The organism is Mucilaginibacter sp. OK283, assembly GCF_900110415.1.
In the GTDB taxonomy this organism is placed as follows: Bacteria; Bacteroidota; Bacteroidia; order Sphingobacteriales; family Sphingobacteriaceae; genus Mucilaginibacter.
In genome coordinates, this window is record NZ_FODR01000021.1 from 15,980 (window position 1) to 38,133 (window position 22,154).

23 protein-coding genes and 1 pseudogene are annotated in these 22,154 nt (G+C 43.8%); 12 read left to right on the forward strand and 12 right to left on the reverse strand.

Translation table 11 applies throughout. The annotated features are described in order from the left end of the window. Window positions 1-76: 76 nt before the first annotated feature. Window positions 77-826 carry an alpha/beta fold hydrolase gene (locus tag BMX56_RS28700; protein ID WP_255369953.1) on the forward strand — a complete coding sequence of 250 codons (750 nt, stop codon included), beginning with the start codon at window positions 77-79 and terminating at the stop codon, window positions 824-826. Beyond that, window positions 823-1,476 carry a lysophospholipid acyltransferase family protein gene (locus BMX56_RS28705; protein WP_090653163.1) on the forward strand — a complete coding sequence of 218 codons (654 nt, stop codon included), beginning with the start codon at window positions 823-825 and terminating at the stop codon, window positions 1,474-1,476. Before BMX56_RS28700 ends, BMX56_RS28705 begins: the two co-directional genes overlap by 4 nt. A 187-nt stretch (window positions 1,477-1,663) precedes the next feature. Here BMX56_RS28705 and BMX56_RS28710 read toward each other — a convergent pair whose 3' ends face one another. Next, window positions 1,664-1,900: a hypothetical protein gene (locus BMX56_RS28710; RefSeq protein ID WP_090653164.1), complete on the reverse strand. Its 237-nt coding sequence runs from the start codon at window positions 1,898-1,900 to the stop codon at window positions 1,664-1,666. Window positions 1,901-2,050: 150 nt separating this feature from the next. Between BMX56_RS28710 and BMX56_RS28715 the strand changes: the two genes are divergently transcribed. The 4 genes from BMX56_RS28715 (at window position 2,051) to BMX56_RS28730 (ending at window position 4,642) form a co-directional block, all read left to right on the forward strand. Further along, entirely contained in the window at window positions 2,051-2,521 is a 471-nt protein-coding gene (locus BMX56_RS28715) for a YybH family protein (protein ID WP_218152509.1), read from the forward strand. A gap of 47 nt (window positions 2,522-2,568) precedes the next feature. Then, window positions 2,569-3,381 (forward strand): helix-turn-helix domain-containing protein, encoded by an 813-nt coding sequence (locus BMX56_RS28720; RefSeq protein WP_090653165.1) that lies wholly within the window; start codon window positions 2,569-2,571, stop codon window positions 3,379-3,381. Window positions 3,382-3,461: 80 nt separating this feature from the next. Further along, the gene (locus BMX56_RS28725; RefSeq protein WP_090653215.1) at window positions 3,462-4,229 is read left to right on the forward strand and encodes an isocitrate lyase/PEP mutase family protein; all 768 of its coding nucleotides are present in this window, start codon (window positions 3,462-3,464) and stop codon (window positions 4,227-4,229) included. Between the two features lie 32 nt (window positions 4,230-4,261). Beyond that, window positions 4,262-4,642, forward strand: a complete 381-nt coding sequence (locus BMX56_RS28730) for a YybH family protein (RefSeq protein WP_090653166.1) — start codon at window positions 4,262-4,264, stop codon at window positions 4,640-4,642. 81 nt (window positions 4,643-4,723) lie between these two features. Here BMX56_RS28730 and BMX56_RS28735 read toward each other — a convergent pair whose 3' ends face one another. The 5 genes from BMX56_RS28735 to BMX56_RS28755 form a co-directional block, all read right to left on the reverse strand. After that, on the reverse strand, window positions 4,724-5,662 hold the full coding sequence (locus BMX56_RS28735; protein ID WP_090653167.1) for a DUF5996 family protein: 939 nt from the start codon (window positions 5,660-5,662) through the stop codon (window positions 4,724-4,726). Between the two features lie 104 nt (window positions 5,663-5,766). After that, on the reverse strand, window positions 5,767-6,165 hold the full coding sequence (locus BMX56_RS28740; protein ID WP_090653168.1) for a hypothetical protein: 399 nt from the start codon (window positions 6,163-6,165) through the stop codon (window positions 5,767-5,769). Further along, window positions 6,149-6,913, reverse strand: a complete 765-nt coding sequence (locus BMX56_RS28745) for a class I SAM-dependent methyltransferase (protein WP_090653169.1) — start codon at window positions 6,911-6,913, stop codon at window positions 6,149-6,151. The genes BMX56_RS28740 and BMX56_RS28745 overlap by 17 nt, the downstream gene beginning before the upstream one ends. Beyond that, entirely contained in the window at window positions 6,901-7,641 is a 741-nt protein-coding gene (locus tag BMX56_RS28750; RefSeq protein WP_090653170.1) for a DUF2071 domain-containing protein, read from the reverse strand. Before BMX56_RS28750 ends, BMX56_RS28745 begins: the two co-directional genes overlap by 13 nt. Window positions 7,642-7,646: 5 nt before the next feature. Continuing rightward, entirely contained in the window at window positions 7,647-8,030 is a 384-nt protein-coding gene (locus tag BMX56_RS28755; protein WP_090653171.1) for a DoxX-like family protein, read from the reverse strand. 51 nt (window positions 8,031-8,081) lie between these two features. Between BMX56_RS28755 and BMX56_RS28760 the strand changes: the two genes are divergently transcribed. From BMX56_RS28760 to BMX56_RS28775, 4 genes are all read left to right on the forward strand, one after another. Beyond that, complete coding sequence (locus BMX56_RS28760) at window positions 8,082-8,261, forward strand: hypothetical protein (protein ID WP_143065559.1); 180 nt, start codon at window positions 8,082-8,084, stop codon at window positions 8,259-8,261. A 70-nt stretch (window positions 8,262-8,331) separates the two neighbouring features. Then, window positions 8,332-9,501, forward strand: a complete 1,170-nt coding sequence (locus BMX56_RS28765) for a YXWGXW repeat-containing protein (RefSeq protein WP_090653173.1) — start codon at window positions 8,332-8,334, stop codon at window positions 9,499-9,501. A 232-nt stretch (window positions 9,502-9,733) separates the two neighbouring features. Then, complete coding sequence (locus BMX56_RS28770; RefSeq protein ID WP_090653174.1) at window positions 9,734-10,750, forward strand: hypothetical protein; 1,017 nt, start codon at window positions 9,734-9,736, stop codon at window positions 10,748-10,750. A gap of 191 nt (window positions 10,751-10,941) precedes the next feature. Continuing rightward, window positions 10,942-11,484 carry a heme NO-binding domain-containing protein gene (locus BMX56_RS28775; RefSeq protein WP_090653175.1) on the forward strand — a complete coding sequence of 181 codons (543 nt, stop codon included), beginning with the start codon at window positions 10,942-10,944 and terminating at the stop codon, window positions 11,482-11,484. Between the two features lie 174 nt (window positions 11,485-11,658). Here the strand turns inward: BMX56_RS28775 and BMX56_RS28780 are convergent. The 5 genes and pseudogenes from BMX56_RS28780 to BMX56_RS28800 form a co-directional block, all read right to left on the reverse strand. After that, a pseudogene (locus BMX56_RS28780) lies at window positions 11,659-12,701 on the reverse strand (NAD(P)-dependent alcohol dehydrogenase). 169 nt (window positions 12,702-12,870) lie between these two features. After that, a complete protein-coding gene (locus tag BMX56_RS28785) occupies window positions 12,871-14,205 on the reverse strand; it encodes a sensor histidine kinase (protein WP_143065560.1) in 1,335 nt (444 codons plus the stop codon). Between the two features lie 190 nt (window positions 14,206-14,395). Beyond that, window positions 14,396-15,250, reverse strand: coding sequence for a DUF2911 domain-containing protein (locus BMX56_RS28790; RefSeq protein ID WP_090653177.1), 855 nt, complete (start codon window positions 15,248-15,250; stop codon window positions 14,396-14,398). A 542-nt stretch (window positions 15,251-15,792) separates the two neighbouring features. Then, window positions 15,793-16,251, reverse strand: coding sequence for an SRPBCC family protein (locus BMX56_RS28795; RefSeq protein WP_090653178.1), 459 nt, complete (start codon window positions 16,249-16,251; stop codon window positions 15,793-15,795). A 30-nt stretch (window positions 16,252-16,281) separates the two neighbouring features. Beyond that, the gene (locus tag BMX56_RS28800; RefSeq protein ID WP_090653179.1) at window positions 16,282-16,773 is read right to left on the reverse strand and encodes an SRPBCC family protein; all 492 of its coding nucleotides are present in this window, start codon (window positions 16,771-16,773) and stop codon (window positions 16,282-16,284) included. A gap of 141 nt (window positions 16,774-16,914) precedes the next feature. Here BMX56_RS28800 and BMX56_RS28805 point away from each other — a divergent pair, with 141 nt between their 5' ends. Beyond that, entirely contained in the window at window positions 16,915-17,895 is a 981-nt protein-coding gene (locus BMX56_RS28805; protein WP_090653180.1) for a GlxA family transcriptional regulator, read from the forward strand. A 56-nt stretch (window positions 17,896-17,951) separates the two neighbouring features. On the opposite strand, the gene BMX56_RS28810 is transcribed toward BMX56_RS28805, so the two are convergent. Then, complete coding sequence (locus tag BMX56_RS28810; protein ID WP_090653181.1) at window positions 17,952-18,326, reverse strand: hypothetical protein; 375 nt, start codon at window positions 18,324-18,326, stop codon at window positions 17,952-17,954. Between the two features lie 225 nt (window positions 18,327-18,551). Between BMX56_RS28810 and BMX56_RS28815 the strand changes: the two genes are divergently transcribed. After that, the gene (locus BMX56_RS28815) at window positions 18,552-21,722 is read left to right on the forward strand and encodes a TonB-dependent receptor (RefSeq protein WP_090653182.1); all 3,171 of its coding nucleotides are present in this window, start codon (window positions 18,552-18,554) and stop codon (window positions 21,720-21,722) included. Window positions 21,723-22,154 lie beyond the last annotated feature (432 nt).

Here is a 22,154-nt window from a genome sequence, read left to right on the forward strand (position 1 = left end):
GCCATTGACCTCACATTACTACCGAACCGACTTAGTAGATCTCCATTATTATAAATTTGGAACGGGAAAAGCGCATATGTTATGTTTTCATGGTTTTGGTATGCACGGCAAACAGTTTTTAGCTTTAGAGCCCGAACTTGGCAACAAATATACCTTTTGGGGGTTTGACCTTTTCTTTCATAAAGAAACAAAATTGAAGGATAATAGTTTAGCAGCTGTAAAAACCGGGCTTACCAAAAAACAACTCGCTGATTTAATAGTTTCCTTTTGCAAAGCAATGCAGATAGACCGGTTTTCGGTTATAGGTTATTCTATGGGGTCGCATTATGCAACAGCGGTTGTTGAAGAACTTCCGTTTTTGATTAACGAATATATTGTTGCGGCGCCATCGTCTATTAAACCGGGCCGTATGGTTAGTTTTTTTAGCAGGAATGCGGCCGGTAATAAAATTTTAGAAAAAATAGTTTTAAGTAAAAACGCCATGGTAAACCTGTTGGTTACCTGCAAAAGGGTAGGACTTATAGATGCCGAAGGCTACAATATTTTGTTAAAAGAAATTGAAACAGAGGAGTTAAGATTTAACATGTATGCATGCTTTACTTATTTACGGTTTTTAATAACCGATGAAGCAAAGTTGACCAGGTCGCTTAACGATTATGATATAAGGAGCATTTTTATTTTTGGTAAGCGCGATAAAAAGTATCCGCTTGCTATCGGAAAAGCCTTTTTACCCCGGATAAAAAACGCCGAAATAATAGATATGGATGAAAGCCACGAAATAATTAATAAACGTTTTGCTGCGGTTTTAGGAGGCCTGTTATTATGATCATTAAATCAAAGCCACTACCTTTTTTTTTATTAAAAATGGCCGGGTACCTGGTCGAAAGGGTTTTAAAATCGCGTTTAAATAAACTGGTTATTAACCCAATTGAAATTAAGCCCGGTCATTCCTATATTTTATTATGCAATCACTTTGGCTTTGGTGATGGTTTTTTAGGTTTTTATTTAGCCTGGAAGGTAATTTTAAAGCAGGGGCAGATGAAGCGTTTATACATCATGTCGGTAAAAAAACAAATGCAAAAGAACCGTTGGCTCAGGTATTGTGGTAGTTTTTCTGTTGAGCCGGGTAAAGTATCTATCAGGGAAAGTTTTGCATATGCTGCCGAACAACTGGCCGAACCGGGTAACCTGTTGCTGTTTTTTCCGCAGGGCAACCTGGAAAGCTGCCATATCCGGTCAATTAAGTTCCAGGAGGGTATTGCCGAAATAATCCCGCTGATTAAGGGGAACTGCCAAATCATCTGGACCAGCAATATTATCGAATACTTTGAAAGTTTAAGTCCCTCGGTATATTTCAATATGCTTGATTGTGGTACAAATCACAACTTCGACTTCGATACATTGAAACAACAGGTTAACCAACACCACCTTCAATCAATTAAGCAAAATATACGTTTTACTGACGAAGAAAATTAACAGGATACAACCGCAGTATGCCGGGCGTTTCCACCAACGGTAGAAGTGGTGGCCGTGCTACCTGCTCATACTGCGCCCCCGGTGCTGTGCCCACAACCGGCCTTAGGCGCAGGCCGGTATCCGCGCTATCACTAACGCGAACCTGCGGGTAATTGTGGGCCGGCAGCTATTGCCGTGTAAACGGCCTTCAGCTCGAATGCCTGATTTGGAAAAGTTGCTCCACATCATCATGGTTAACAAAACTCCCTGCTTCAATTGCGGCATCGGCCTGTTCAATCTCGGCATTGTATTCATCAATAAATTCGCTGTTGAACTCATCCGCACTTTTGCGAACATCGGCCTGGTAGTTATAACGCAGGCTATCCAAAAAAGCCAATAGTACTTTCTCTTCCTGCTCGTTTTTCGTGTTTCCCAATACGCTCATAAATCAAATTTAACCCAATATTTTTATAAAAACCAAACTATAAGGCCGGCTATCCGATACGATAGTAAATACAAAGAAACAGTTCCGGTTTGTACAATTTTGTCACCATTAGCAACAATAGCTTTGTATCATCAATCAAATATTGTTGTTATGTTTAAAATCACCCTTATTATTACCCTGGCCTTATCATCGGTATTTTATACCGGCAATGCCCAGCAAAAAAGTAAAAACCAAGATCTGGCCGAAGCTAAAAAAGCGATAGCGGAAAGTAACCGCGTTTACTTCCAGTCTTTTGTTAAAAACGATCCGGCTATATTTATCAACCGGTATGCAAAAGATTGCTGGATAATGCCGCCAAATGCTCCGGCCATGAAGGGAGCCGATGCACCGCTTAAGTTTTTTAAGATAGCTTATGACAAAATAGGACTGCGGAACGGAAAATTTATTACCCTTGATGTATTTGGCGACGGTGAGCATTATGTCACCGAAGTAGGACTTTGGAAATCGTACGATGTGAATAATAAGCTGTTTGACGAAGGTAAATTCCTGGTGTTGTGGAAGAAGACACCCGCAGGCTGGAAAATGTTTCGCGATTCATTCAGCAGCGACCGCCACAAATAATGCAATAAATTAGGAATGATGTTACAGAAGAACCGTAAATTCACATTATGGAATTTAAACACTTTTTTCCATCGGATATTTTAAAGCCTTATGTAAGGCATTATTATATTTTTGAATCAGATTCGGACGCGGAATTTGAGGATACCGTATTTCCGAGCGGCGATATGGAAGTTATCTTTAACCTGGGTAGTGGTACCTGGGAATCGCTGGTTGATCACGAATTTCTGAAAACGCCGCCCATTGAGCTATGGGGACAAATTACAAAACCCCTGGCCATCCGGTCCAAGGGGCGGCATACTATGCTGGGCATTAAGTTTTTTACACATTCGGCGGCCTATTTTTTCAACGATGAAATGGGCGCGTTTAACGACCGGATAACCGATTTTACAGATGTTATTGGCAGTCCCGGCAAAATACTGCACGCCCGGCTGCTGGAAACAACAGACCAGCTAAAAAGAATAACACTGATAGAAAACTTCCTGGTAAAACGGCTGATGGACAGCGAAAAAAGAGCACCCGGAATCGACAGGGTAGCCCATATTTTATCAAGCATAAAAAAAGAGCCCGCCGAAAATAACCTGGGCAATATCGCTTCAAAATATGGTATCACTCCGCGGTACCTGCACAAACTAATTTACAGACATACCGGCTTGTCGCCATCATCATTCAATAAAATTATTCGTTTTCAGTACAGTCTTAAACTTATCACCAAAAACGAGCAGCCCTTTACTGCTATCGCTTATGATAGCGGGTATTTTGACCAATCGCATTTTATTCGCGATTTTAAATCTTTTACAGGCTTTACACCCTCGGCCTACCTGCAAAATATAACCCCGGTTAACCAGCTTTTACAGCAATAATTTAAACCGTTCCGGTTTGTACAATTTTGGCATTTGCAGCCGCCATACCTTTGTTTCAACAATTAAAACAAAGGTACAACATGAATAATTTCGAAACATTTTCGCAACTGCACCAAAATCCAACCCCGCTTATTTTAGCGAACATTTGGGATGTAAAGAGTGCACAAATTTTTGAGGCCAATGGTTACAAGGCTATTGGTGTTTCCAGCCAGGCGCTATCAAATGCAATGGGTTACCAGGATGGCGAGAACCTGCCCTTTGAAGTGCTGCTGCAACTGGCCAAACGGGTTGTTGAAGTGGTTAACATCCCATTTTCGGTAGATATGGAAGGGGGGTACAGCCGCACTATCGAAGGCATTATTGCCAACATTGATAAACTTCACGACGCAGGCGTGGTTGGCATAAACCTGGAGGATACTATTGCCGGTGACAGCCGGTATCTGCAGCCTGTAGATGAATTTCAAAAGACGCTGTCGGCCGTGGCAAACCACATCAGCAGGAACAACTTAAAGCTGTTTTTAAACATCCGCACAGATGGTTTCCTGCTGGGCCTGCCGTCGGCATTGCCCGAAACACTTATCCGCGTTAAAAACTATGAAAACGCGGGCGCCAGCGGAGTTTTTGTGCCCTGTATTATCCATATTGACGATGTTAAAGCGGTTGTAAATGCTACCAGCTTGCCTGTTAATGTAATGTGCATGCCTGCACTGCCCGATTTTGAAGCGCTGGCTTCGCTGGGTGTAAAACGCGTTAGCATGGGGCCGTTTCTTTTTAATAAGGCCTATGATAATGTTAGCCGGCTTGCAGCCGCGGTCATCAGCGATAAAAACTTCCTGTCAATTCTTTAACAATTTCAATTCACTCATAAATTTAATAAACCATGAACTTACCAAAAAGGGCCGAAGATGCCCACGCAACACTGGCCGCTGCTTTTAATACTGGCGATGTAGCCACCGTAATGAGTATGTATGATGTAACCGGCATTATTGTACCCGAACCAAACAAGCCCGTATCGGGCAGGCAACAGTTTGAAGATTCGATAAAAGCTATTTTATCCATCAAAGGAAAAATGGAGATTAAAACCGTGTATTGCCTTCAAACAGGAAATATAGCCCTGGGTCGCTCTGAATGGAGCATTACCGATGGCGACGAAGTAAAAGTGGCTGCCAAAGGCATCGAAGTGATGCAGCAGCAAACCGATGGTACCTGGAAAATAATCATCGACCAGGCCTTTGGTGCCGAAGCTAACCTGGTAGCTTAAAAACCAGCCCATACATGCTTTAACCGGCCCTGTCTCCTTACGGAGCAGGGCCAGTTTATTTTATGGCTGCCTGGCAACATGTTAACGCCGGTTCTTCAGTGCTGATAGGTCGCATTGCAAGGTTTTGTCCCAGTTGCCGGTTGTTGCAGCGGCATCATAGGTAGATTGCATAAACTCAAGCAAAACAGCTTCGGGGTTTGCAGCTCGTTGCACCGATTCATAGGTGAGCAGGAATTCACCCATTTCGGTGCTGTAAAACGCCTCGGTTGGTGCTACCTGCTGTGTGCCAAAATCGTCCGGGGTAGGGTAACAATACGAATAGAATGTTGGGTGCGGAAATGCATCCGAACCCGCCCAAAAACCGCATGAACTTACTTCTTGTGAATAAGCCTCCTGCATTACCGCTTTGGGCATATTAGGCATAGCACCCTGGTGCAGGGGCGCCGGCCTGCCCGAAAAACGGGTAACAGCCAAATCAAAACCACCCCAGAAAAAGTGTACCGGGCTGTTCTTGCCCTGGAAACCGGCCCTGAAATCGGTAAATACATTATGGATACGCACCAGTGCCTGCCAAAAATTGTGCATTACAGCAGCATCATAGCCGCAGGGCGCATGGTTTTGGGCAAAAGGTATGGCTGGGTCAACCTCGTTGGGTACCGCGTATATAGTTACATTTACTCCGGCCTGTTGCAGGGTATTTATCAAATCCGTATAAAATTCGGCTACCGTTTTACCGCCTATGGCAAAATAAAGCTTTGCCCCTTGGCTGGTAGTTACCTGTACCTGGTGGCTGATGAAATCAAGGTCGATCTGGAAAACACCACCGGCATATGGCATGCTGCCGGTTGTTAACCCTGTAGGGCTTACATACAAAGTAACCTGCCATGAATGGTTGATCCAGGGCATTTGCTGCAGCCTTATTTTGCCAACTACCTGGGTGTACATGTGTACGGTAGCTATAGTTTCTTTCAGATCGTGATAATCTAAAACGGGCCAGTTAGAGGTTGCTTGATTGTTCATTTGCTTGGGTTTTTTAAGGAACAATGGGTGAGAGTTTATGTTTTTAACGATGGTTAATCTGTAGCCGCGGGGTATTTATAAATACCACCCTCTCAAAGATGTTTTTAATGATTAAAATAGATCATAAAAAACACCACACTCATATACAGCCACAAAATAGAAAAAACAATGTGTACAGCGCTTTCCATGCGTTTCCCCCTCCACAAATCTGCGGAGTAACCAAAAAATTGAATTACTAACCTTGCCGTCCAGAATATTCCCAACCCGAAAGCGATACGGTTACCCAATTTGGTTGCAACCAGGTCATGGGCCGAGGTAAGGCATAGGCAGCTCATTAAGCCAAGGGTAAGGGCTATAAAAAAAGTATGCACATACATCATTTGCCGGTTAACAAGGCTTACATCCCTAAGTTCGGTTACCCAGTTAAAATACCTGGGGAACACACTGTGCAGCAAAGCCAGGAGCATTAAAATTATGCCAACTATTTTAATTTGTGTTTCCATTTTTACTGAGCACAAAGTTGGTAATAAAAGGCGTGAATTTTGTTTCGCGGGCGATGTTAAATCCAGTGTTGGCAAACGTGCTCAACCAGGATTGCCTGGACATAAAGTGGAAGAAACCCAGGTTGTAAGCCATAAAGTTTGGCACATCCCGCAGATGCTCAAGCAATACCACTTTGCCGCCAGGTTTTAAAACCCGGTAAAGCTCCCCAAAAAATTGATTGCGCCCGGCCTTATCCCTTATTTCATGGGCGGCAAATATTAAAAACACAACATCGGCATAGTTATCCGGCAAGGGTATTGCCGCCGTGCTTACATGTATTGTTCCATCAAAAGCGGGGTAGGCCTTTCTCGCCCGTTTTATAGAAACCTCGGTATGCTTTTGAGGATCATAAAAATCGTAAACTGTTAATGATGCGCCGGGGTATTTAAGCTGTAACAGCTCAGTGGTTTCATCAAATCCCGCATTGATATTTACAAGGATAGCAGGTGAGGTAATGGGCAGGGTGTTCAGCCAGTTCAGTTTGTACAGACCCGAAAGGTCATAGATATACAAAGAAACAGCAAGCGATACCAACGTTGATATGGCAACCAGGTAGCTAAAGATAACTATTAAAATGTTGAACGAAGAGTTGAAATAGGGGGCTGCTAAAAGCAAACCTGTTATCAATACGGTCGCAATGATATAAAAGTGTCGGTTAAAGCAGATAATGTTCCATACGCCCTGCAATGGTTTTCTTAATGGTTCCATTGCTCAGTCCTTCCTTTTTTCCAATAATACGGAATGTTGTTAATGATAAAAGCATTGGCTAAAATTCCACCAGCTAATTCCATATCATTAAAAAACGAAATGTGCTGACTGACAACCTCAACAGGTTTCGGAATCCAATCTTCTCTTACACCTTCAATAATCAACACCTTTTTGGTTTGCTTATCATAGGTAAAAGTAAACGGCAGCGGGCCGGCAAATTTGCGGGCTTCTTTCCAGTCTGCAAAGGGAGAGCCGGCAGGCAGCGCGATGTACTCTTCTTTTACCTTTAAATGCAGATTGAGGCCGGATTTGGCGGATTGGATGTAAAGCTGACCGTCATGCTGTCGTTGTACAATATCTGTAGTGGTGTAAGCATAGTGTGTAAACAGGTTGCCCAGGTACTCCATCATCTTTTTGTCCGTTTCGGATTTTAATATATACAGGCCGCGTAAACGCTTGCCGGCATTGTTTGTATAACGGACAAATACACGGTACCCTATCAACGTAAAATCATTCCCCATAAACTTAGGGAAGCCCTTTGGTCGCAACCCTGTGGTGTTAACCAGCGCAATGGCTATAAACGCCCACTTATCCTGGTAGGTATCCAGCGTTAAACATTCGGGAATCAAATGCGCTAATTGTTGCTTCGGAAATGCGAATGTTAATACAACAGAATACTCAAAAAAAGCCTCGACAGCAAAAGGATGGTCTTTTAAAAATGCACGCATATGATTTAAATGACCAGGTTTTTACGCAATTTGAATTCGTTGTAATAAATCAACGCGATGAACATAAATGCGAATGCCGAATTTGCCTTGCCCCACAATAACAAATCGGGTGCTAAAACAAACTCAATGCAGTTCATGATGGCTATAATAAGCATTTGTGTTACCGCATTCAAGCGCGATTTGATGCCGCTCATGATCCATACGGCCATCAATATTTCTGAAACGCCTATCAGTTTGGTTAACAGCCCGGCATGTGTTTCGCCCAAAATCCTCCCCACAATTTGCTGGTGCCGCGGAACCAGGTTAAGCACCTTACAAAGCAAGCCATTGGCAAGCCACACCAGGGCAATCATGATGGTTAGTATTTTATGAATGGTGGCCTTGGTCATTTATATTTTTTTGATGGCTTAAATATAAATGATAAAAACGGTGGTTGGGTAATGTTGTCATCAAACCGTTCCCTTAAACAATCTTCCATGCAAATTATCGAGGCTGTTGATATCGTCAGGATTGCGCAGGCGGCAGATACCAACAAGGAATGGTTTGCCAAGTTCGCCATAGATGGGTCCGGTTTCCGGGGAGGGATGTTCCATAACGCCTCCATTATGATGAAGAAATAATGAACCTTTAAAAACCTTTTAAACCACATGTTTTGTTTTTTGTCACTATTAAAACAGTAAAAGATTACTTATGAAAAGGATATTCAGAAACATGGTTTTAATTGCGGGCCTGGCAGCTGCAGCCCCGCAGGTTAATGCACAGGTGAGTGTAGGCATCAGTATATCTGCACATATTGCGCCTCCGGCACTACCGGTTTATACACAGCCGGTTTGCCCCGGCGATGGTTATATATGGACACCGGGATATTGGGCATACGCCGATCCTGATGGCTATTACTGGGTGCCCGGCGTTTGGGTTAGGCCACCGCATTTTGGGTTGCTGTGGACACCGGCCTATTGGGGCTTTGAGGGCGGGGTGTACGGTTTTCACGCAGGTTATTGGGGGCCTCATGTTGGTTTCTATGGCGGCATTAACTACGGCTACGGTTATGGCGGTGTAGGTTTTGGCGGCGGTATTTGGGCCGGCAACGTATTCAGGTACAATACCGCTGCGGCAAACGTAAACACCACCATTGTGCATAATACTTACGTAAACAATACGGTTATTAATAATACTACTATAAACCGCACCAGCTTTAACGGCCAGGGCGGGGTTAATGCCAGGCCAAACGAGCAGGAACGTAGCGCTATGAACGAGCGCCACGTACAGCCAACATCAAACCAGTTGGACCATGAACGAACTGCCAGCCATGATCGCAGCCAGTTTGCCTCAACAAACCACGGCGTACCGGGTACCGTGGCCATGAACAGGGTAGGCGGTCGCCAGTTTGATCAGCAGGGTCGTATTGCCAATGGCGTATCATCTGGTAAACTAACTGCCGGCGAAACCAAAAACCTGGAAAACCGCGAAGCTAACCTGAACAAAGAGGTGCGCGCCGATAGGGCTAATAACGATGGGCATTTAACCAACCAGGAAAAAAGCCAGGTAAACCGGCAGCAAAACAGGATAAGTAATTCTATCTATGCTGATAAACACAACAATAGCAATGCCCACTATGGCGATAACCCCATAGGCGACAGAAGAGCCAATCAGCAGCAAAGGATAGCACAGGGCATTCGTAACGGACAAATGAATGCCGGTGAAGCCGCCAGCGCCGAAAACCGGCAGCAAAATATTAACCGTACTATCCGCGCCGACCGCCAGGCCAGCGGGGGGAGCTTAAACCGCCAACAATTCAGGCAGGTTTACCGCCAGCAAAACCGTGCCGGCAGGCAAATTAGCCGCCAGCGCCACGGCTAAACTATAGCCTAATATTAGGTAACAAAAAAGAGCCTGTATCAGAAATGATAACCGGCTCTTTTTTGTTTGGGGGCTGTTTTTACCATTGTTTTTAATTTACCCGGATAATGTTGGAAAAATAAACTGATGCTATGAAACAGATAGCCAGTATTTTGCGTAGTAAGATAGGGCGTTGGTAATAGCGCAAAAAAGTTATAAATACTAACTATTGATTGATTTTACTGAATATAAAATGAGTGTCGATCCGATATTTTCTTTTAATGAAGATCAATTTAACCAGTTATTCCCATTTTATATTTTAATTAACCAGGACCTTACCATACAATCATGTGGTAACAGTTTAAAAAAGATTTTTGAACAGCCTCCTGAGCGCTTATTTTATGATCACTTTAGCTTAAAACGCCCAGCCAATGTACCGGCAACATTTGTATCGCTGTGTGGGGTTTGCAAGCAACTGGTAATAGTTGAAGTGAATAACGCATTTAATGATATATTGAGAGGGCAATTTGAACTGCTGCAAAACTCAAACCAGTTACTTTTTATCGGTTCGCCCTGGTTTGATAACATGACAGAAGTAAAACAGCACAAGCTTACCCTGCATGATTTTGCCTTTCACGATCCGTTAATTGACCTTTTGCATGTACTTAAGACCAAAGATATTGTAAACGACGATTTAAAGCAGTTACTAATCACCCTTCACCGCAAAAAAAGCGAGTTGAAAAAGGCAACAGATGAAATTCGCGATATAGCGCTTTTTGCTTTACAAAACCCCGATCCATTGTTTAGGATTGCAACAGATGGTCGTGTTTTAATGAGTAACCCTGCAGCAGATCATATCGCTTATTTTAATTTCGAGGGAAATAGGTACTGCCGCGAAGAATTCTGGAAGCTTATTGTCAGGATTCAAACATCTTTTGATACCCCGTTTGAGGCGGCTTATGAAAACAAGATATACTCTTTTGTTTGCCGTTACATTGCCGACCACAACTATATTAATGTTTATGGCAGGGATGTTACCGAAAAAGAAGAGGTAAAGCACGATAACCGGCATAAAAGCATGGTTTTGGCAAAAGTTGCGTTCGACCAAACCCACCTGATAAGGGCACCATTGGCCAATATTTTAGGCCTGATAAACTTGTTGGAGATGAATAAATCTGAAGATGAGGCCGATCCGGCTGTATTATCACATTTGCTACAGAGTGCAAAAAAACTGGATGCTGTAATTAATGAAATAGTAAATTTGATATAGATGTTATTAATCTTGTTTATTGTGTTCATATATAGTAACTTATAGCAGGTTGTCTGCGTTAAAAATGTCATTTGGCAACCCGTAGTTTCTTTAATACTAAGAAAAACGATAACACAAATGCAGATCCTCTGACGAGACCGGATAATATCGCGGGGCATGGCATTTTTTAGTCTAAACTTAAACTTTTAACCATGTACGGAATAGTTAACAAAGCGATAGAAGACTTAGTAGTGGCAAACTTTGGAGAGGATAAGTGGGAAGCGGTAAAACTGCGCACGAAGCTTGATATAGATTTTTTCATCAGCAGCGAACCCTATGACGATGACCTGACCTATAGCCTGGCCAACGCGGTGGGCGACGAGATGGATATGCCTGTTGCCGACGTGCTGGAGGCCTTTGGCGAGTGGTGGATACTGAAAACCGGGAAAGAAAAATACGGAGATTTGATGGAAGCCGGCGGCGAGCATCTGAAAGCTTTTTTAATTAATTTGCCGATGTTCCATAACCGCATTATGCTGATATATCCTAAGCTCACCCCGCCGGAATTCCAGGTTACAGATATTGAAGAAAATAGCATCTCTGTACATTATTTTTCAAAACGGATTGGCCTTAAATCATTTGTAAAAGGCTTATTACTGGGCCTGGGTAAAATGTACGGCACACCTGCACAGGTTTCGCTTTTAGCCGATAGGGATAACGGCGACGATCATGAAATTTTCCGGGTAAGCTGGTAGGGGAGGAAGCTTAAAGCCGAAAGCTTAAAGCGAAAAGCTGATTCACAGCTAGTACACGAAATTATAATGTGTTACGTAACGAAGAAATATTACACCCAAGCTTAAAAAAACAGGTTCTCCTGTAAAAAGAGAACCTGTTTTTTTAAATCTGCTTTTTGCTTTTCGCCTTAAGCTTTACAGCGTGGCCATGTCAATTACAAACCTGTAATGCACGTCTCCGGCAAGGGTACGTTCGTAAGCTTCGTTAATTTTATCAATGCTAATCACTTCAACATCCGATGTAATGTTATGCTCGGCGCAGTAATCCAGCATTTCCTGGGTTTCTTTTATGCCGCCAACTAATGATCCAACCAAACTTCTGCGTCCCATAATGAACGGGAAAGCAGCTACTGGTGTAGGCTGTGGCGGGGCACCCAATAAAACCATCACGCCATCGGTGGTTAACAAGTTCAGGTATTCGTTATAATCATGGGCGGCCGAAACCGTATCAATAATAAAATTGAAGCTATTGGTCAGTTCGGCCATGATATCTTTATCAGTTGTTAGTTTAAAGTGGTGCGCACCCAATTCGGCAGCATCTTTTTCTTTACTTTTTGATCGGCTTAGCATTGTCACCTCGGCACCCATTGATGCTGCAAGTTTAACAGCCATGTGGCCCAGGCCTCCTAAACCAACTACGGCAACCTTGTCACCGGCTTTTACTCCCCAATGGCGTAACGGCGAATAGGTGGTGATACCGGCACACAACAAAGGCGCTACTTTTTCGAGCGGTAATTTGTCGGATACCGATAGCACAAAGTGTTGTGTAACCACAATATGGCTTGAGTAGCCACCCATCGTGATGGTTTTTTTATCCTGGCTAAGCGAGTTGTAGGTTTGGGTATGGCCGTTTTGGCAGTATTGCTCCAGTCGTTTTTGCAATTGGCGCAATGCATGCATGAGTCTACAAAGCAGCCCACGCCCACGGTATCGCCAGCTTTAAACCGGGTAACGTTAGCACCTACGCGAGTAACCTTGCCCACAATTTCGTGGCCGGGTACGGCAGGGTAAATGGTGCCTCCCCATTCGTTACGGGCCGTATGGATATCTGAATGGCAAACGCCACAATATAAAATTTTAATTTCAACATCGTCGGCTGCGGGTTCGCGCCTGTCAATTGAAAACGGAGCCAGGGGCGTTGCTGCTCCCTGCGCTGCATAGGCTTTTACTGATGTCATGGATTGATGTTTTTGTGTGTTACAAAAATGCAACGTACTTACCAATAAATATGTTTTTGGACTAAAATTTTTTTAACAGCCACGCGCATAGTAACTACCGAAGATTGCAGCTACGATTAAAAAGTATGCCAGGTTAACTGTTGATACATCCTATGCGGGGGGCTCCTGCCTAAATGGGTTTTGCGGCAGACTGCACCAGGGGCCCGGGAGAATTATAGGTGATTGTTGCCTGCGGGCTATAATTAAGGCTGATAAAAAAGGTACTGCCCAGCCCTGGTTCGCTCTTGAACCAAATGTTGCCCCCCTGTAGTTCTACAAAGTTTTTGCAAAGCACCAGGCCAAGGCCGGCCCCTTTTTCTTTACCTGTGCCATAAGTAACCTGTTCGCTTATCGAAAATAATTTAGCCTGTTTTTCGGCCGGGATCCCGATGCCATTGTCGGCTATCGCGATAGTGCATTTGCCATCGCTTGTAGTGGCGCTTATAATAACCTTACCGCCCGGGAAGGTAAATTTAATGGCATTCATTACCACGTTCCTGACAACCAGTTGCAGCATGTCGGTATCGGCAGTAACCCAAATGGCCTCGTCTATATCATGCTGTAGCTCAATCTGCTTCTCGGCCGAAATACTTTTTAGTAATTGTAAAGTACCATCCAGTGCACGCAATAACTGCAAAGGCATCAACTGCACCTGTACACCTCCCATCTGGCTTTTTGTCCAGGAAAGCACGTTACCCAGCATTTGCGAGGTATCCCGGGTACGGTTTAGCAATTCATTCTCAATGTTCCGCCTTTCTGTCTCTTCCAGTTTATAATAGGTAAGTAATTCCAGGAAACCCTGTACCGAGGCTAAGGGGTCCTTAAGGTCATGTGCCAGGATAGATAGTAATTTGTTCTTGGTTTCGTTGCTGGCAGCCAGTTCTGTAGCTTCGTGCTCGGCCCGGCGGCGTTCGTGGTGGTAAGCACTCCGGATAAAAGCAATGATAAAAAAAATAAGCGCGGCTATAATAATGTAGCTATACCCAAAATCTGCAAAGCGATTGGTTTTGTTAGGGTAGGTATCCCTGATCCAGCCGGGGTGAGCCGCTTCCCAGTATATGAGCAAAAGCATTACCGATATGTTTAATGGCAGCCATATAGCGTATTGTTTTTGCGGGATAATTGATACTGCTATAATAAACGATAGCAGGAATATAGCCAGGGTAGGGCCATTGAGGCCCGAATTGTCGTAATAATTGGCTATTAGCATCAGGTTGTTAATAACCTGGAACGCCACAATTGCCAGGCTGAGCATTTTATGAAAACGGGATATATAGTAGGCCACAGCTACAACCAGCAATACCACAAACATAAGCCCGGCCAGTTTGGGCAGCCCAATCATATAATTGAAAGGGATGTTGAGCCCAAGCCCAAACATTACAATAATACAAACAGAATGGAAGATACGCCCTTCTAAAGCGAAGTCGGGTTTATCGCCAATTAATTTATTCCACAGAACATTCACCTTATAGTAATCAAACTTTACAGTTAAACGGAATTAACATGCCAAAGGTTGAACATACGAAAGGCTGTTACCTTATCGGCATCCCAATTTACTTGTTTTAGTTGAAAGCTGGTTTGAAATAATAAGGAAAATTGATTTAATGTTTTGGAGGATTGGCTCGTGCTCACTCTTTTACCTCATGCGGGCAATGTTACCAGTTTGTTCCGGCATCATGTAATACTTCTTTATTCATCCGGATGTACTCGGCATTGTTTTCGTCCGATGCAAGCTTAAGCCCCTCATTGGCCGATATGATGGCCGATTTTTTATCGCCGGTTTTTAGCTGTAACCTGGCCAGCCAGTATTTAATATTGTAGGCGGTTGGGTTGGTTTTATTGGCTTCCTGCATCCAGGTAAGGGCCTGTGCCAGGTTTCGGTTGTGGTTGTAACACCACACCGCCGACATGTAGTAAGGTTTCTTTTCGCCTTTCATGGCCTCTTGTATATTGGCCATAATACGGTTATCAACATCGGTTTTTAAATGGATGTTGATGCCTGTGTTTTCCCATAATATTTGCAGCAGGCAGTCGTCTTGCTTTACGTCTGCAAATTGGATAGTAAGGGTCTCCACTTTATTGGCCAGTTTGATTGGTTTTACCTTAAAACGGAGCACATCCTGTTTTTGGTCATAGGCATAGGCTCCCCATTGGTTAATGGTTTTATTAAATATAATTGTCCACTCATCTGCGCCGGGAATACTAAAAAGCGAATACGAACCGGGTGCAAGGGTATTGCCTTCTACCTGAACGCTATCGGTAAGGGTTACAACAGTGGCGTTATTGGCCCCGGTTCGCCAAACAATGCCGTAGGGCTCCATGCCATTAAAAATTTTGCGGCCTTTGGTATTAGGCCGGTAATATTTCACCGATATAGTGCCAAGTCCAAAATCCTGTTCAATGCGCTGTCCCAAGCTTGCTGCCGGTATTTTAAAAGGCAATTCCTGCGCCTGTGCATCATAAAAATGAAAGGTTATAAAAATGAGCAGGCAAAATAAGGTTGTTTTCATGGTTTTAATATTGATGGTTTCTTCATGTATTTAGAAGATTTTTAATTCCCTTTCCTTTGGCTACCGTATGTACACATCTTTAAAACAAAAGAAAATGTCATTTCGAACGAGGTACGAGGAGAAATCCTATACGTTATGCATTCAACCATGCAAATTTGCAAGCATGACGTATAGGATTTCTCCTCACGCCAACACCCAAGCCCTCCCCGGTTCGTTCGAAATGACATTTTTTTTATTATTGGTACGTTTCCAAAAGATGTGTATACACAGTAGCTCAATGGGGGGGGGCGCCGCGTAATTATCGAGCGTGTAACTAAACGCTTGATTTAACCCCTACCTCCTCCTTCCCCAAGGAAGGAACCGCACACTCCTCCGCTTTTTTACTTCTTCAGAATACATACGATGGTTTCACAAAGCGACCGCGCTTTATATTATAAAATTATTCTTTATTTTTAATAAGGCCAAATAACTACAAAACAGTTGCCTGCGCGTTTTTTAACAAAGCCGCCAACCTGTTGCGTGGTGGCCTGGTTTGTACAGTATCAATTTGATACTACCTGTTGTTTGCGGTATGGGGTCCCGCTTCCGGTGGTTAAAAAAGCATGCAGGCTATCTATAAAATAATCCCAGCCAGCCTCGCATACGTTATAGCATTCAAAACCTGGGTTTAAGCCCTCGTGTAAAAAAATCAGGGTTGCGCCCTGGTTATCGACGCTTATGGTCCATATCAGTTTGGTGCCTACCCATTCTGCCTTGTTTGTTAGGGCAGCCATATCTATATGTGCTTTGTCGCACCGCCATACTACACGGTTATTGGGCACTGCTTCAATGATACTGAAGGTTTTTTTGGTTTTTCCAAAGGCAATATCATATTGGTCGCCGGTGCGGGCGGCGGTGCCGTTTAGGTCATCGCTCCACCAATCGGCAATATGCCTGGTAATGGCGGCGTAAACTTCATCGGCTGATTTGTTTACGGTGATGCTTTTTTGATAATTGTTCATGGTGTATTGAAGATAATGTGGTTTGCCGGCTTATTTTTTTTCGGCCAGGAGTTTCTCTTCGTCTTCTGTTCGTGCGGTACCGGCTGCGTTAGGCAATCCTTTACCTGTAGCAATCAGGCTGGCCAGGCTGTTCTGGATATAATTTGTCCACGCGCCCCGGCAAATTTCGAAACACTCATATTCGGGCACCAGGCCATGATGGGTGAAAACGATTTTGGTTTTACCATCTTGTTCCGAAATCCCGAAACTAATTTTTGTGCCTGTCCATTCGGTTTTATCCCGTGTAAATTTAAAATAGTTATCCAGCACCAGCCAAACTACTTTTTGGTTGGGAATAACTTCTACCAGTTTTATTTTGCAGGTATGAATGTCTTCAAAATGGTAATTAAACTCATCATTCAGTTTGCTGGTATCGCCTTCAATTTCTTCCGACCACCATCCGCGAACGTTGTTGATGGCATTAAATGCTTCCTCGGGGCTTTGGTCAACCAACAGGGTGGTTGAAAAATCTGCTGTTGTCATTTTTAATAGGTTATTGATTTGATTTGGAATTGAATATAGCAAATTTAACGCCCTGATATTGTAAACGCAGGGTGTAATATGGACATTGTGACGGGTTGATTTGGACGGGAAGGTTAGCTATCTTTATTCAAAATAAATGTCATGAAGCAAGTGATCATCATAGTTCCCAAAGGGTATGCCAACCTGGCCAGCGTAGTGGGTACTTTCCAAATCCTTAACCGCGCCAATGGCTATTGGCAGCAACTGGGGCACCGGCCTATGATGGAAGTGCGCATAGCCGGTTTTGAAACAGAACTGAAACTGGATGGCGGCTTCTTTTCCATTTTTCCGGTAAGTATTGAAGAGATACAAAAAACGGATTTGCTTATCATTCCCTCAGTTTCGCATGAGTACGACCGGGTACTTAAAGCGAACGCCGGCCTTATCAGCTGGATTGGCGAACAATATGAACGCGGAGCCGAAATAGCCAGTATTTGCACCGGCGCTTTTTTGTTGGCTGCTACCGGCCTGCTTGATGGCAAAACCTGTTCCACCCATTGGAATGCGGCAACTGCTTTTAAGCGCCTGTTCCCCAACGTCGACCTGCATACCGATAAACTGCTTACGGTTGGGCAGGGCATTTACACCAATGGTGGTGCTTACTCCTTTTTGAACCTGGTACTTTTCCTGGTCGAAAAATATTTTGACAGGCAAACGGCTATTTACTGCTCCAAAGTATTCCAGATTGATATGGACCGGACATCGCAATCGCCCTTTAACATTTTTCAAACACAGAAAAACCATGGCGATGAGCTGATTGGCAAAGCCCAATCTTTTATAGAAGAAAACTTGCGCGAAAAAATTTCTTTCGAAGGATTAGCCGCTAAACTGGCCATCAGCCGCCGGAATTTCGACAGGCGCTTTATTAAAGCCACAGGCAACACCCCGGTAGAGTACCTGCAGCGTGTAAAGGTAGAAGTAGCCAAAAGCACCCTGGAAAAAGGCCGCAAAAGTATTTTTGAAGTAATGAATGAAGTTGGCTATGCCGATGATAAAGCCTTCAGGGAGGTGTTTAAAAAAATTACCGGCCTGTCGCCGTTGGATTATAGGGCGAAGTATAACAGGGAAGGGGTGGGGGTGTAGGATATTGTGATTGTTTGGTGTAAAGGGGGCTTTTAGGGGGACTTAAACTACCGACGCTAATCTACAAGAACAAGCGTATCTAATACATCGTTCCTGTGCTTAATAATGCTGTCAATATTTTTATATCTGCGAACACTATCGGCGCCGTAATGGTTGCCATATTCCAGGTAAATTTTGATGATATGGTTGCCTACGGCTGTATCCGGGTTTTGCTGATAGCTTTTACATAAACAATGCGCTAATTTATTTTGTGACGCCCGGTACAGATCCGGGCCTGGTTCGCGACTGTTATATTTAAAATGTACGACGCAGTTTTTGAAGGCGAGGGTTTGCGTACTGTTATCATTAATTGCGGGCAGTATCACGGTAAAGAAAATAACAATTAAAGCAATAATGCCTAACACAACAGCTGCCGTTTTTCGTTCCTCCATAAAAGTATTTGATCTTAATACCGTGAGAGATAATTAGGTAACCCGTTTGGGTAAGCTTAATAAATATTAGAAACAACAAATTGGCCATTATCATTTAATGAATTTACCGACTTAAATTCAATTAAATTAACATTTAGGTTAAATAAGCACTACTCAAGGTTAATAGTTAGCAAATGCCTGGTTAACACGGCAAGTACACCTTTGCGGCTAACTAATACTTAAGAAATGCTGACTTTATACAAAACTATCCTGCAGAAAATATGCCTGTTAGGCATAGCCTGCTTCCTGTTGGTTACAACGGGCCAGGCACAAACTAACCTGGCCGGTATTTCCGGCAAAGTATCCGGCCCTGGCGGCACGCTTTTATCTAATGCAACCGTTACGGTGAAAAATGAGTCGACTGGGTTCATGATCAAAACTACAACCAATTCAAAAGGAGCTTTCCTTTTAAAGGAGCTTCCACTCGGTTCGCCCTATAGCATTACTGTAGAAGCTATGGGTATGGCGCCGCAAAAACAAACCGACTTTGCACTTAACCAGGGCGACCTGCTACAGGTTGCGTTTGTGATGGAAGACAAAGTTCATGAGCTTAACGTGGTCGAAATTAAATCGGCCACCACGCGCAACAAAATTGAAAATATAGGCTCATCTACAGCCGTTACCGCTAAAGACATCGCGAAGCTGCCTGTAAACGGGCGTAATTTTACCACCCTGGCAGATTTATCGCCACTCAGTTCGGGCGGCAGCTTAAATGGCCAGCTGGCATCGGCAACCAATTATACTATTGACGGTATGGCGGCACGCGGTACTATATCTGGTGGCCAGCCAACCGGCGCTTACTCTATATCGCTGGAAGCCGTGCGCGAATTCCAGGTGGTTACCAATGCCTATGATGTTACTTACGGTAATGCCGGTGGGGGTACTATCAGTACGGTAACCAAATCGGGTACCAACGTACTTTCGGGAAGCGCTTTTACCTACGCGCGTGCCAACTGGCTTTCAAGCCCCTATGGCTTAAACGGCTTAAAACGTAACCAGGCGTTCTCTACTTATCAATATGGCTTTTCTTTGGGTGGCCCTATAGTTAAAGATAAGGCGCAGTTTTTTATCGCCTGGGACCACCAGGCAGATTCACGGCCATTATATATAGCCAATATTCAATCTGCCGATGATGAAAAACGTTACAACGTAACCCAGGCTACGCTGGATAACTTTTTATCAATAGCACGTACAAAATACGGTGTTGCCAATTCGCCGCAGGTGGGCCAGTTTGATAAATTTAAAAATACCCATGCGGGTTTCGCCCGGATTGACTGGCAGATTAACGCTAAAAACCTGCTTACCATTCGCGATAACTTTATTTACGACCTGGATAACCAATCGGATGGCGATAACACGGCCATTAACATTTACGAGGTGTATAGCACCCGTAAAAGTTTGAACAATAGTGTAATGGCCTCGTTGCGCAGTATCCTGAGCCCAACCTTAACCAACGAACTGAAAGTACAGCACTATTGGGAATACAATAAAATGTTTGCCAACAGCCAGCTGCCTGCCGACAATATTCCGCGCGCTATAGTACAGAATATCTCTTCGACAGCGGCAAACGGATCAACCTATTCAACGGCCATACAATTGGGCGGGCAACGTTACGGCGGCGATTATTTTAACAATAACGTAGCACAGCTTACTGATAACGTATACTGGACAAAAGGCAAATTTAACTTTACTTTAGGAGGCGGCTTGTCATTTACCAACCAGAATTCGATTTATGGCAGCGAAACCAACGGGCGTTTTTATTTTACCGGGCTAACCAATTTCAATAACCTTACACCTTACCGTTTTGCCAGGGATATTTATGTTTCGGCAGATCATAATATCAAATTCAACATTCTTGCCCCCAACCTGTATGTACAGGCCCAAACCACGTTATTTCCCGGGTTTGATTTAACCGCCGGTATCCGGGCAGATTATACCGATTATCTTGATAAGGCGAATTTTAATGATGTAGTTTACCGCACATTGGGCTTAAACACATCTAACAAGCTGGCTACGCTGCAAATTCAGCCCCGCATACAGGCAACCTGGGATTTAGGGCAAAACGGGAAAGATATTGTGAGGCTTGGAGGCGGCATATTAGGATCTGCGCTTAACCCGTATTCCATGATTAACAATATGTTGTTTGATGGCTCGCATATCCAAAGCGTTGATATTACCAGTAACCTGCCAACGCCCAATTTTCCGGCTTATCGTAAAGATCCGTCGACAGCGCCTGGCCAGGACTTGCTCAATAATCCTGCGATACCAAAGATGGCAACCATTAACATGAATGGGAAAGATGCCAAAGTACCTACGGTTTACAAGGCCAATGCCTCATATTCTCACTTTTTTGCGCAAAACTTTCGTGTTACCGCCAGCGCTTACCTAAGCCTTGGCCGCAATAACTACACCTACGTGGATAAAAATATGGTAGATGAACCCTATTTCCGCATTGCGGCCGAAGATAACAGGGGCGTATACGTTCCGGCAGGTACAATTAACGCCGCAAACGGATCGGCCGATTGGACACAAGGCCGCAAAACTACCGAAGTTGGCCGGGTGCTGGAATTGGAAAGCCTGGGAAAAGTAAACCAGGTGGCGTTTGTTATTGATGCCGATTACAGGTACTATAAGCAGGGTGAAATATCTTTCTCTTACACCTGGAACCAAACCAAAGATAATACCTCGTACAACGGAAACGTGGCAAACACCGCAACCCTGGTGCAATATGTAAAAGACGATCCGCGCAACCTAAGCAGCATGAACTATTCGGACAACCAGTTTCGCAATAAGGTGGTGTTTTATGGCAGCTCGCCAACGTTCCATGGTTTTAGCGCCGGTTTACGGTTCTCGGGCATAAGCGGCACCAGGTATTCATTAACAGTAAACGGCAACGTTAATGGCGACTTTGTGGCCAGTAACGATCTTGCTTACATCTATAATCCTAACTCCGCATCTACGCCGCAATATTTAAAAGATGGAATCAATGCCATATTAAATAACCCCAAAGTTGAAAAAGGGATGAAAGATTATATCGAGAAAAGCTTTGGCAAAATAGCAGAACGTAACGGCGGCGTTAATCCGTTTTACGGTGTAATAGACCTGAGGCTGATTAAACGGATACAAATCCTGAAAAAACAATACCTGGAGATATCAGTCGACCTGTTTAACGTCAGCAATTTAATCGACAAAAACTGGGGCGTAAATCATAATCTTGGCACTACATCAATTTACACCATCAAAAGCTTCGACGCTGTAAATAAACAGTACGCCTATACCGTAAACACCAATGCAGGTGTATCCGGCTTGAGCGGTAACCCGTACCAGTTCCAGGTAGGGTTACGATATGGGTTTTAAGTAGACTATATAAGTTCAGAATGGCATTGCCCTGCAATAGCGAAAAGCTGTTGCAGGGCAATTTTTTTGATTTATATACTGTTTATTTTCAGTAATTTATAATTATTAATGGCGTTTGTAGCATGGCGGCTAAGACTCACCCCGACGAGGCTAAGCCCGTCTTCCCCTCCTCTCCGACTGCGTCGCATAGAGGGCTGAAAAATTAAAAAGATAAGAAAATAAAAAATGGGCTTCACCCTCCATGCGGTTTTAGCCGGAGAGAGGGTGGTCGGGCGCAGCCTCGACCGGGTGAGTCTTAGCCGACATGCGATAACCGCTATAAATGCGCCTAAATTGAGATCAGTTCAGTGTTAACCATGTTAAAATATAAAATATTGATTGATAGGTATTTATATAAAAATATAGTTGAAATATGTTAAGTTATGTTAACCC